Genomic DNA, 12,118 nt, shown 5'->3' on the forward strand with positions numbered 1-12,118 from the left:
GGTGTCCCGCGCCAGAGGCGGGACCGCTCCGGATTGTACGGGAGCGGGGCGGCGCGCCGGGCGAGGGCGCCCGGGCCCGGATCGCCGCGCTCAGCGCGCGTCGGCGGCGGCCGCGGCCAACGCGCGGCCGCGCCGCCATTCCACCAGCCCGATGCCGATGCCGCTGGCGCAGATGATGGCGATGCCGAGCCAGGTCAGGGGATCCGGGAAGTGGTCCCATACCAGCCAGCCGACCGTGGTGGCGCTGATGATCTGCAGGTAGATGAAGGGCGCCAGGGTCGAGGCCGGCGCGCGGCGGTAGGCCGCGATCTGGAACAGGTGGCCCAGGCCGCCCGTGACGCCGGTGGAGATCAGCAGGGTCCAGTCCAGCGGCGTCAGCGCCTGCAGCACCGGCAGCGCCGGGGGCAGGATGAAGGGCAGGGCCAGCGTCAGACAGCCGGTGCCCACGGCGCCGCTCCAGATCAGCGAGGTGAACGGATCGTCGCCCGCGACGCGGCGCGTGGCGATGAACTGGGCCGCGAAGCAACAGGCCGTCAGCAGGCCGAAAATGGTGCCGACCGGATGCAGGCCGCCGCCCGGGCGGATGACGATGATGACGCCGACGAAGGCGATGCCCGCGGCCACGAAGCGGGACATGCGCGCCGGCTCCTTCAGGATCCACGGCGCCAGCGACAGCACCAGCAAGGGCGCCAGGAAATTGATGGCGGTGGCCTCGGCCTGGGGAATGTAGCTGAGCGTGGTGAAGAACATCAGCGTGGCCAGGAACATCGAGCCGCCGCGCAGGATCTGTTCGCGGGGCTTTTTGCTGCGCAGGATGCCGGTTCCGCGCGTGGGCAGCACCAGCGCCAGCACCAGCACCAGGTGCACCGCGTAGCGGAACCACGACAGCACCAGCAGCGGCACCCCGGCGTTCATGACCCACTTGCCACTGGCGTCCAGGCACGACAGCGTCCACATCGACAGCACCAGCAGCAGGATCCCGACGAGCGGGCCGCTGGCGGCGGGCGCGCCGGGGCGCGGGCGACCGGTATCGGCCGGGGACATGGACGGACTCCTTGTGCGCGATCAATCCCGGGCGGGGGCCACGGGGCGGCTGACATGATACGCTCATCGCGGCAGGGGGAAAGGTTCATGATCGAACTACGCAACATAGAAACATTCTTTTGGGTCGCCACGCTGGGCAGCTTCCGCGCCGCGTCCGACAAGCTCAACACCACGCAGCCGGCGGTCTCGCAACGCATCGCCTCGCTCGAGGCCGATCTGGGCGTGCGACTGTTCGAGCGCGACGCCCGCGGCGTCAAGCTGACCGCCAAGGGCCATGAACTGCTGTCGCACGCCGAACGCATGCTGCAGGTGCGGCGCGACATGTTCGAGGCCGCGCGCGAGCAGAACGTGATGACGGGCACGGTGCGCATCGGCGTGGCCGAGACCATCGTGCAGACCTGGCTGCCGACGCTGATCGAGCTGGTGCACGCCGCGTATCCGGCGCTGGTGCTGGAGATCGAGGTGGACACCACCCATGTGCTGCGCTCGCACCTGATGTCGCGCCAGATCGACCTGGCCTTCCTGATGGGGCCGGTGCTGGAAGCGCGGGTCGAGAACCTGCCGCTGTGCACCTATCCGCTGGCCTGGGTCGCCAGCCCGCTGCTGGAACTGGGCCCCGAGCCCTTGACGCTGGAGCGCATCGGCCGCCTGCCGATCGTCACCTATCCGTCCAACAGCGCGCCATACCGCGTGGTGCGCGACATGCTGACGCGCGCCGGCGTGGCGTCGCCGCGCATGTACGGCAGCGCCTCGATGTCGATGGTGGTGCGGATGACGCAGGACTGCATCGGCACTAGCGTGATCGCGCCGGTGTTCCTGGGCAAGGAACTGGCGCGCGGCGAACTGCGCATCCTGCAAGTCGACGCCGATCCACTGCCCGAATTGAGTTTCACGGCCACCTGGGTGCAGGGGCCGGACAGCCATGCGGCGCGCCTGATCGCGCAGATGGCGCAGAAGGTCGCGGCGCAGGCCGGCGACGGCGTGGCGTCCTAAGGCCTGCCCGCGCGCAAGGAAGCCGCGCACGGACCCTGGGCCGCGGCGGCAACGGCACGCATCATGATCCGCGGGGGGGCGCGCGCCTAGGTGTTTTCCCGAGCGCCAGGCGCGCGGGCGGTCATGCGAAGCGCTCGCGGCGCGCCTGCGTCCGACCCCGCGATCCCGCGCCAGGCCGCATGGTTGCTGGCTCTGCGCCCGGCGCCGGGCGGCCGGCCGGCGAGACCCAAGAAATATTTATACCCCCACATCGCAACATACGATTGGACGCTCGGCGCCCCTGACGCTGCAATGGCGGCACATCAAGAAGATCGCCTGGAAAGACAGGCCCGGGGGAAAACCTTTGCTCCTCTGACGTTCCGATTTCTACCCGCGCGCTCAAGGGGTAACGGGGACCCGCGCGCGCCAGACCATCCCGCCAGCCAGGAGTTTCGTCCATGAAGAAGTCGCTCGCTCTCGCCGCCGTCGCCGCCAGCCTGTTGGCCGGCGCCGCCCAGGCGCAAGACCTGCCCAAGACCCACCTCAAGGTGGTGGGCGGCCTGTCCAACCTGACCGCCTACAACGATTACGAAAAGCCGTTCTGGACCAAGACCATTCCGGAAGCGTCCAAGGGCCAGGTCACCGCGGACATCAAGGGCTTCAACGAAATGGGCCTGAAGGGCCCGGAACTGCTGCGCCTGATGTCGACCGGCGTGGTCGAGTTCGGCACCGCCACGCTGTCGTACTTCGCCAGCGACAACCCGATCAACGAAGCCATCGACCTGGCCGGCCTGGCGCCGGACGTGAAGACGGCGCGCGAGGTGACCAACGCCTTCGAGCCGGTCTACGCGCGCCTGTACGGCGAGGGCAGCAACGTCAAGCTGCTGGGCATCTCCACCTATCCGGCGCAGGTGCTGTTCTGCAACGCCGAGATCAAGGGCCTGGCCGACATCAAGGGCAAGAAGGTCCGCACCAGCAGCCGCACCACCGCCGAATTCGTGGAAGCGCTGGGTGGCTCCAGCGTCACCATGGCGTTCGGCGAAGTGGTGCCGGCGCTGCAGAACAAGGTGGTCGATTGCGCCATCACCGGCTCGCTGTCGGGCTACTCGGCCAAGTGGTACGAAGTGTCGACCCACCTGGTGGCGCTGCCGATCAACTGGAACCAGCAGATCCACGCCGTCAACCAGAAGGCCTGGGACAAGCTCGACCCCAACGTGCGCACCTTCCTGCAGGCCAACGTCAAGACGCTGGTCGACAACATCTGGGACGCCGCGGCGCGCCAGACCCAGGAAGGCTATGACTGCAACACCGGCGCGGCGGCGTGCCCGTTCCCGGTCAAGGGCAAGATGGTGCTGGTGCAGCCTTCGGACGCCGACCGCGAACTGCTCAAGAAGGTGACGCAGGAAGCCGTGCTGCCCAAGTGGGCCGCGCGTTGCTCGGCGCAGTGCGTCAAGGACTTCAACGCCACCGTCGGCAAGACGCTGGGCGTGACCGCCAGCAAGTAAGGCTGTCCCCATGACCCGATCCGAACATTTCCGCCTGCTGGGCGGGTTGCTGCGGCGCGCCGAGACCTTCTCGCGCGTCGCGGTATGGGCGGGCGGCGCGCTGACCATCGCCAGCGTGCTGCTCATTTCCTTCGACGTGCTGGCCCGCAAGTTCCTCGGCTTTACCACCGGCGGCGCCGACGAACTGTCCAGCTACGCCTTCGCCATCAGCACCTCCTGGGCGCTGGCTTTCGCCACGCTGCAGCGCGCCAACGTGCGGGTGGACGTGCTGTACCAGAAGCTGCCGGTGCGCCTGTCGGCCGTGCTCGACTGGGTTTCCATGGTGGCGCTGGCCGTCTTCATGGTGTTCCTGACCTATTACGCCTATGAAGTGGTGCAGATGTCGTGGGCGCAGAAGTCCGCCGCCAACACGCCGCTGGCCACGCCGTTGTGGATTCCGCAGGGCCTGTGGCTGCTCGGCCTGGCGTGGATGTGCGTCACGGTGGCCTTGATGCTGGCGCGCGCCTCGGCCGCGCTGGTGACCGGCGACATCGAACTGGTCAAGGAAATCTGCGGCGTGCGTTCCGCGCAGGAAGAGGCCGACGAGGAAGCCGCCGCCGGCGAGCGCATGGTCAAGGGAGCCGCCGCATGATCGCCACCGCATTGACCCTGCTGCTGGTCCTGATCGGCCTGTCGATCCCCGTGGGCGCGGCCCTCGGGGTGCTGGGCCTGATCCTGGACCCGATGTTCTCGATGCTGCCGCTGTCGCGCGCGATCGGCGAGATCTCCTGGAGCACCAATAACGAGTTCCTCCTGGTCGCCATTCCGCTGTTCATCATGCTGGGCGAGGTGCTGCTGCGGGCCGGCTTCGCCGAGCGCATGTACGGCGCCATGAGCCTGTGGCTGTCGTGGCTGCCGGGCGGCCTGATGCACGCCAACATCGGCGCCTCGACGCTGTTCTCGGCCACCTCCGGTTCCAGCGTCGCCACCGCCGCCACGGTTGGTACGGTGGCCATCCCGCAGATCCGCAAGTACGGCTACAACGAGCCGCTGTTCCTGGGCAGCCTGGCCGCCGGCGGCACACTCGGCATCCTGATCCCGCCCTCGATCAACCTGGTCATCTACGGCGTGCTGACCAATTCGTCCGTGCCCAAGCTGTACCTGGCCGGCATCATTCCGGGCTTCGCCATGGCGGCGTTGTTCATGCTGACGGTGATGATCGCCTGCGTGGCCAAGCCGTCCTGGGGCGGCAAGAAGATCCAGGCCACCTGGGGCCAGCGTTTCGCCAGCCTGGTGCACCTGGCGCCGCCGATGGGCATCTTCCTGCTGGTGGTGGGTTCGATCTACGCCGGCCTGGCCACGCCGACCGAGGCCGCCGCGCTGGGCGTGCTGGGCGCGCTGATCCTGGCCGCCTGGTTCCGCCGCCTGACCTGGACCATGCTGCGCGAAGCCATGGAAGGCACCATGCGCTCGACCGCCATGATCATGCTGATCGTGGTGGCCGCCAGCTTCCTGAACTTCGTCATGTCGGCCACCGGCCTGACCGACGCGCTGACCCAGTCCATCACCGGGTTGGGCCTGTCGCCGGGCTGGATGCTGCTGATCGTGATCGTGTTCTACCTGGTGCTGGGCTGCTTCATGGAGACCCTGTCGATGATGATCACGACCATCCCGATCGTCGCGCCCATCATGATCGCGCTGGGCTACGACCCGATCTGGCTGGGCATCATCATCATCATCCTGGTCGAGGCCGCGCTCATCACGCCGCCGGTCGGACTGAACCTGTTCGTGGTGCAGAGCCTGCGCAAGAGCGGCTCGATGAGCGCCGTGATCACCGGCAGCCTGCCGTTCGTGCTGGCGATGTTCGTGATGCTGGCGCTGCTGGCGTGGTGGCCCGACCTGGCCTTGTGGCTGCCGCGGGTATTCGGCTAGCGCGCCGGGCCCATAACCGTTGCGGGCGTGGCCTCCGGGTGCCACGCCCATTTTCCCCGTTTCCTCCGCAGGACTTTTCATGAAAGCCGTATTCCAGATCGAAGCCGATTCCCCCCGCCAGGTCGAGGTGGATTTCAACACCCTCATCGTGGCGGGCTGGGCCGGCCGCGACATGGCCGCCATCGAGCACCATATCGAGGAACTGGCCGCCATCGGCGTGCCGCGTCCCACCAGCGTGCCGCTGTACTACCGCATCGCCGACAACCAGCTGACCCAGGCCGAACGGGTGCAGGCGGTGGGCGGCGATTCGTCCGGCGAGGTCGAGACCTTCGTGTTCGCGGCCGACGGCGAAATGTACGTCAGCATCGCGTCCGACCACACCGACCGCAAGCTGGAGACGGTCAGCGTGGCCATGTCCAAGCAGGTCTGCGTCAAGCCGGTGGCGACCACGGCCTGGCGCCTGGCCGACGTGGCCGACTACTGGGACGAGCTGGTGATCCGTTCGTACATCGTCGAGAACGGCGTCGAGGTGCTGTACCAGGAAGGCCCGCTGGCCTCGCTGCGCACGCCGCAGGACCTGATCGCCGGCTACACCGGCGGGGCCGCGACGCTGCCGGAAGGCGCGGGCATGACCTGCGGCACGGTCGGCGCCATCGGCGGTATCCGCCCGTCGGCCGGATTCGCCATGGAGCTGTACGATCCGCGCCGCCAACGCAGCCTGCGCCACCGGTATCATGTCGAGATCCTGCCGGTGGTGGCCTGAGGCCCGGCTGGCGTCCTGATTTGTCATGACGCGCCCCGTTGGGGCGCGCCGGTCCAACACTTTCATGCCGTGACGCGGCACCTGGAATCGTATGTATCCGACCTTGAACGACCTGACCGCCGCCTTGAACGACGGTCGCAGCACCTCCGTTGAACTGACCGAAGCCGCGCTGGCCCGTGCCGGCGATCCGGACGGCGAGGGCGCCCGCGCCTTCACCCGGCTGTACGCTGAATCGGCCCTGGCGCAGGCGCGGGCCTCGGATACGCTGCGCGCCGCCGGCATCGTGCGCTCGGCCATCGAAGGCCTGCCGATCAGCATCAAGGACCTGTTCGACGTCGAGGGCGAGACCACCATGGCCGGCTCGGTGGCGCGCGAGGGCGAACCCGCCGCCGACGCCAACGCAGAAGTGGTGCAGCGCCTGATCGCCGCCGGCGCGGTCATCATCGGCCGCACCAACATGACCGAATTCGCCTATTCGGGCCTGGGCATCAATCCCCATTACGGCACGCCGCTGAATCCCTGGGATCGCGCCACCGGCCGCATTCCCGGCGGCTCGTCCTCCGGCGCGGCGGTGTCGGTGGCCGACGGCATGGCCGTGGCCGGCATCGGCTCGGACACCGGCGGCTCGGTGCGCATTCCCGCCGCGCTGTGCGGCCTGACCGGCTTCAAGCCCAGTGCCTGGCGCGTCTCGATGGACGGCGTGCTGCCGCTGTCGGCCAACCTGGACTCCATCGGCCCGATCGCCGCCAGCGTGCGCTGCTGCGCCGAACTGGACGCGATCCTGTCGGGCGAGGGCGGCCCGGTGCCCGAGGCGCTGCCGCTGCGCGGCCTGCGCCTGGCGGTGCCCAGGACGCTGGCGCTGGACGGCATGGACAAGCACGTGTCCGACACCTTCGCCCGCGCCGTGGCGCGCCTGAAGGAAGCCGGCGCCCTGGTCGACGAGATCGCCATTCCGGAATTCGCCGAACTGGCCAACATCAATGCCAAGGGCGGCTTCACGGCCGCCGAGGCCTGGGCCTGGCACCGCGACCTGATCGCGCGCGCCGGCAAGCGCTACGATCCGCGCGTGGTGTCGCGCATCCTGCGCGGCAAGGACATGAGCGCCGCCGACTACCTGGACCTGCTGGATGCGCGCGAAGCCTGGGTGGCCGCGGTCGACCGCCGCATCGCCGGCTACGACGCCCTGATCATGCCGACGACGCCCATCGTGGCGCCGGCGGTGGCGGATCTGCAAGCCTCGGACGAAGCCTATTACGCCGCCAACGGCCTGATCCTGCGCAATCCCACCCTGATCAATTTCCTGGATGGCTGCGCGCTGTCGCTGCCGTGCCATGCCGCGGGCACCGCGCCGGTCGGCCTGATGATCGCCGCCAGCAATGGCGCCGACCGCCGCGTGCTGGCGATCGGCCTGGCGGTCGAGGAATTGCTCGCCGCTTGAACCGGCGCCGGGGCCGCGTTGCGTCGCGGCCCGCGGTTTCCCGCCGTCCCACGGCGTGGGCGGGCAGGGCGGTGTTTTCCGCCATATCGGCATCGTCCTCCCGACGCTAACATGGCGACGGGACAGGCCGCGCAACGGGGCAGGATTCGGGCGCCATGATAGATCTGCGCAATATCGAGACGTTTTTCTGGGTGGCCACGCTGGGCGGCTTTCGCGCCGCGGCCGAAAAACTCAACGCTACCCAGCCGGCGATTTCCCAGCGCATCGCGTCGCTGGAGTCCGACCTGGGCATCCGCCTGTTCGACCGCGACGTGCGCGGCATCAAGCTGACCGGCAAGGGCCGCGAGCTGCTGTCGCATGCCGAGCGCATGCTGCAGCTGCGGCGCGACATGCAGGAGGCGGCCCGCGCCAAGAGCGTGATGAGCGGCACCCTGCGGCTGGGCGTGTCCGAGACCATCGTCCACACCTGGCTGCCGACGCTGATGGAGTACCTGCACGACGCCTACCCGGCGCTGATGGTCGAGATCCAGGTCGACACCACCACCATGCTCAAGACCCAGCTGGCCTCGCGCCAGATCGACCTGGCGTTCCTGCTGGGGCCGATGGAAGAGCCGCGCATCGAAAACCTGTACCTGTGCAATTACCCGCTCAGCTGGGTCGCCAGCCCCAAGCTCAAGGTGGGGCGCCAGCCCATCAGCCTGAAGCGGCTGGGGCAATGGCCGGTGATCACCTATTCGTCCACCACCGATCCGCACCGCGCGGTGCGGCAAGTGCTGCAGCAGGCCGGCGTCGACGCGCCGCGCATGTACGGCAGTTCGGCGCTGAGCGTGATCGTGCGGATGGCGCTGGACGGCATAGGCACGGCGGTGATCGCGCCCGTCATCCTGCATAAGGAGCTGGCGCAGGGCGAATTGCGGCTGCTCGACGTGAAGGCACCGCCGCTGCCGCCGCTGCACTACACCGCCTGCTGGATGCAGGGGCCGGACAGCCAGGTGCCGCGCACCGTGGCCGAGGCCGCGCAGCAGATTGCGCGCGAAGAAGCGCTGCGCCATCCGGCAAAACCCTGATAAGGAATTCTGATCGGGGTCTATCGCAACATGTGATTAGACGCTGCGGCCGAGTTCCTGTGCAATGTCCCCATACCAACATCGATGCAAGGGGAATTGACATGGCACTGGATTCGGCGGTCCGCAGCAGCGTGGAACTGGCGCGCCGCGCGCGGCTCGATGCCCGCAGCGGCAAGCTGGCCGGCCCCACCGCCAACCTGGCCCCGGGCCATGTGCAGGCCAACCTGGCGATCCTGCCGCGCGCCCTGGCGGCCGATTTCCTGCATTTCTGCCAGCGCAATCCCAAGCCGTGCCCCTTGCTGGCCATGTCCGAGCCGGGCGATCCGGCGTTGCCCGAGCTGGGCCACGATATCGACATCCGCAGCGACATCCCGCGTTATCGCGTCTGGCAGAACGGCGAGCTGGTGGCCGAACCCACCGACGTGCGTGACTGGTGGCGCGACGACCTGGTGTCGTTCCTGATCGGCTGCTCGTTCTCGTTCGAGGAAGCAATGCTCGACAACGGCCTGCCGGTGCGCCACATCGAACAGGGCTGCAACGTGCCGATGTACCGCACCAGCATCCCGACCCATGCCGCCGGCGTGTTCGGCGGTCCGCTGGTGGTGTCGATGCGGCCGCTGAAGGCCGCCGACGCCATCCGCGCCATCCAGGTGACTTCGCGTTTTCCCTCGGTCCATGGCGCGCCGGTGCACCTGGGCGACCCGGCATTGATCGGGATTGCCGACATCAACCGGCCGGATTATGGTGATCCCGTGGAGATCCGTCCGGGCGAAATGCCGGTGTTCTGGGCCTGCGGCGTCACGCCGCAGTCGGTGGTGGCTGCGGTGCGCCCCGACTTCTGCATCACGCACGCGCCCGGCCACATGCTGGTCACGGATCTCGTCAACAGCCGCATGGCGATCCTGTAGTCGCCATCGGTAGTCGCCACCGGCCATTCTCAGTCAACCGTCAGCGGAAAACCGCTAGAAACAGGAATCGCATCGATCAGGAATCAGCCGTACCTGGCGTCCTTGTGACGTCCCCATGACGCGCTCGCGGTGTCCTCATGGCACCCTCATGGCGCCTGTCATGGCGTATCCGCAGCTTTGGTTTTGCCTCCAGAAAGATCCATGAAAGGACAAGGGGAAAAGGCGACAGAAGTTTCAGGCCCAGCGCCTGCCGGCATGCCGGCGGGACGGGGCCGCCGCAGGCCCGGATCCGCCGGGCCCGGGGCCGCGCGCCCCGTGGATTGCATTGCTTTCACAGTGGGATTTTTTCCAGGAGTCAGGTAATGAAGATGAAGCTCATTGCGGGTGTCGCCGCGAGTCTGGCGCTGTTGGCCGCCGCGCCGACGCAGGCGCAGGTCAAGACCGTGAAGATCGGCGCGATCTATCCCCTGTCCGGCGCGCTGGCGTCCACCGGCGCCGAGATCAAGGCCGCGGTGGAATTGGCCGTGGACATCGTCAATAACCCGCATCCCGAACTCGAAGGGATCCCGCTGGCCGCGGGCGCCGGCCTGCCGGCGCTGGGCGGGGCCAAGATCGAAGTGGTGTTCGGCGATTCGCAGGGCAAGCCCGAAGTGGGCCTGGCCGACGCGCAGCGCCTGATCGACCAGGAGAAAGTGGTGGCCCTGACCGGCGCCTACCAATCGGCCGTCACCAAGACCGCCAGCCGCATCGCCGAGCAGCGCGGCATTCCCTACCTGAATGGCGAGTCCAGCAGCCCGGACCTGACCGAGCGCGGCTACAAGTGGTTCTTCCGCACCTCGCCCAACGACGACACCTTCGTCGAGAACATGATGCAGTTCCTGGACGGCGTGAAGGGCACGCCGACCGCCAAGATCGCGGTGGTCTACGAGAACACCGACTTTGGCGTCAACACCTACAAGGCGGTCGAGAAGTTCGCCAAGCAGTACAAGCGCCAGGTGGTGGCCAACATCGCCTACAGCGCCGGCTCGGCCTCGGTGACGGCCGAAGTGCAGAAGCTGGCCGCCGCCAAGCCGGACGTGGCGATCTTCGCCAGCTACACCTCGGACGCCATGCTGTTCGTGCGCACCATGCGCGAAAGCAAGTACGCCCCGCCGGTGCTGCTGGCCAATGACGCCGGCTTCATCGACTCGCGCTTCGTGCAGGAAGTGGGCCCGCAGGTGCAGGGCGTGCTGACGCGCGACGTCTGGGGCAACGACGTGGCCGCCGCCAAGGCCGGCCTGAAGAAGATCAACGACATGTACAAGGCCAAGACCGGCAAGGACCTGAACGGCAATAACGCCCGTTCGATGCAGGGCGTGCTGGTGCTGGCCGACGCCATCAACCGCGCCGGCTCCACCGATCCGGAAGCGATCCGCAAGGCGCTGGCGGCCACCGACCTGGGCGAGGCGCAAGTGGCCATGCCCTGGGCCGGCGTGAAGTTCGACGACAAGGGCCAGAACACCAAGGGTTCCGGCCTGATCCTGGAACTGAAGGGTTCGTCCTACCAGACGGTATGGCCGGAAAAGTACCGCACCGACAAGACGCTGCCCACGCTGCCGTTCTCCTGGAAGTAATCATCAGCCGTGGCGGGCCGCGGGGGCCCGCCACAGGAGCACTCCATGTTCGAAGCTCTCTCGGCAGGCCTGTTCAACGGCCTGATCTATGCCGCGGTGGCGGTGGGGCTGGCGCTGATCTGGGGCATCACCGACGTCATCAATTTCGCCCATGGCGAATTCCTGATGCTCGGCATGTATGCCGCCTATTGGCTCTACACCCTGGGTCATATCGACCCCACGCTGTCGGCGCCCTTGGTCGCCATCGTGCTGGCCTTCGTCGGTTTCCTCACCTATGCGCTGATCATCAAGCGCCTGCAGAAGGGACCCGCGATGGCGGTGATCCTGGCCACCTTCGGCCTGGGCCTGGTGCTGCGCCAGCTGGCGTTCATCGCCTTCAGCCCGGACTACCGCAGCCTGCCCGATACTCTGGTGTCCGGCAGCGTCACGCTGGCCGGCGTTTCGCTGGGTCGCCCGCAAGTGGTGACCGGGCTGGTGGCATTGGTGGTGGTGGCCGCGCTGTTCGTGCTGGTGTACCGCACGCGCTGGGGGCACGCCCTGCAAGCGGTGGCCGAAGACCGCCAGGTGGCCGCGCTGGTCGGTATTTCGCCGGACCGCGTCAACGCCCAGGTCTGGATGCTGGGCAGCGCCGCGGTCGGCCTGGCCGGCGCGCTGCTGACCACGTTCTTCTATGTGTTTCCCTCGGTGGGCACGGTGTTTGGCCTGCTGGCCTTCGTGGCGGTCTGCATGGGCGGCTTCGGCTCGCTGCCGGGCGCCTTCATCGCCGGCATCCTGATCGGCATCATCGAGGCCATGACGGGCTACTTCGTGGCGCCCGCGCTGAAGACGGTCAGCGTCTTCATCCTCTTCATCCTGGTTCTCTGGTATCGGCCGCGCGGCCTGTTCGGGCGGTGGTGA

General features: G+C 68.0%; 11 protein-coding genes. 10 read left to right on the forward strand and 1 reads right to left on the reverse strand.

Going from position 1 to position 12,118, the window contains the following annotated elements; all coding sequences use genetic code 11:
• Window positions 1-90: 90 nt before the first annotated feature.
• On the reverse strand, window positions 91-1,044 hold the full coding sequence (locus tag ACVN9Z_RS20165) for a DMT family transporter (RefSeq protein ID WP_024068735.1): 954 nt from the start codon (window positions 1,042-1,044) through the stop codon (window positions 91-93).
• A gap of 87 nt (window positions 1,045-1,131) precedes the next feature.
• On the opposite strand from ACVN9Z_RS20165, the gene ACVN9Z_RS20170 reads away from it, so the two are divergent.
• The 10 genes from ACVN9Z_RS20170 (at window position 1,132) to ACVN9Z_RS20215 (ending at window position 12,118) form a co-directional block, all read left to right on the forward strand.
• On the forward strand, window positions 1,132-2,037 hold the full coding sequence (locus ACVN9Z_RS20170) for a LysR family transcriptional regulator (RefSeq protein ID WP_047992683.1): 906 nt from the start codon (window positions 1,132-1,134) through the stop codon (window positions 2,035-2,037).
• 437 nt (window positions 2,038-2,474) lie between these two features.
• Window positions 2,475-3,521 (forward strand): TRAP transporter substrate-binding protein, encoded by a 1,047-nt coding sequence (locus tag ACVN9Z_RS20175; RefSeq protein WP_006388185.1) that lies wholly within the window; start codon window positions 2,475-2,477, stop codon window positions 3,519-3,521.
• A 10-nt stretch (window positions 3,522-3,531) separates the two neighbouring features.
• Window positions 3,532-4,152 (forward strand): TRAP transporter small permease subunit, encoded by a 621-nt coding sequence (locus ACVN9Z_RS20180; RefSeq protein WP_020927491.1) that lies wholly within the window; start codon window positions 3,532-3,534, stop codon window positions 4,150-4,152.
• On the forward strand, window positions 4,149-5,432 hold the full coding sequence (locus ACVN9Z_RS20185) for a TRAP transporter large permease (RefSeq protein WP_020927492.1): 1,284 nt from the start codon (window positions 4,149-4,151) through the stop codon (window positions 5,430-5,432). Before ACVN9Z_RS20180 ends, ACVN9Z_RS20185 begins: the two co-directional genes overlap by 4 nt.
• Window positions 5,433-5,511: 79 nt before the next feature.
• On the forward strand, window positions 5,512-6,195 hold the full coding sequence (locus ACVN9Z_RS20190) for a DUF2848 domain-containing protein (protein ID WP_458212555.1): 684 nt from the start codon (window positions 5,512-5,514) through the stop codon (window positions 6,193-6,195).
• Window positions 6,196-6,286: 91 nt separating this feature from the next.
• A complete protein-coding gene (locus ACVN9Z_RS20195) occupies window positions 6,287-7,633 on the forward strand; it encodes an amidase (RefSeq protein ID WP_054447623.1) in 1,347 nt (448 codons plus the stop codon).
• A 155-nt stretch (window positions 7,634-7,788) separates the two neighbouring features.
• The gene (locus tag ACVN9Z_RS20200) at window positions 7,789-8,700 is read left to right on the forward strand and encodes a LysR family transcriptional regulator (protein WP_006388190.1); all 912 of its coding nucleotides are present in this window, start codon (window positions 7,789-7,791) and stop codon (window positions 8,698-8,700) included.
• A 101-nt stretch (window positions 8,701-8,801) separates the two neighbouring features.
• Window positions 8,802-9,608, forward strand: a complete 807-nt coding sequence (locus tag ACVN9Z_RS20205; RefSeq protein WP_020927495.1) for a putative hydro-lyase — start codon at window positions 8,802-8,804, stop codon at window positions 9,606-9,608.
• A gap of 362 nt (window positions 9,609-9,970) precedes the next feature.
• Window positions 9,971-11,221 (forward strand): ABC transporter substrate-binding protein, encoded by a 1,251-nt coding sequence (locus tag ACVN9Z_RS20210; RefSeq protein WP_006388192.1) that lies wholly within the window; start codon window positions 9,971-9,973, stop codon window positions 11,219-11,221.
• Between the two features lie 45 nt (window positions 11,222-11,266).
• Entirely contained in the window at window positions 11,267-12,118 is an 852-nt protein-coding gene (locus ACVN9Z_RS20215) for a branched-chain amino acid ABC transporter permease (protein ID WP_006388193.1), read from the forward strand.

It is taken from the genome of Achromobacter sp. KK8 (assembly GCF_054188005.1).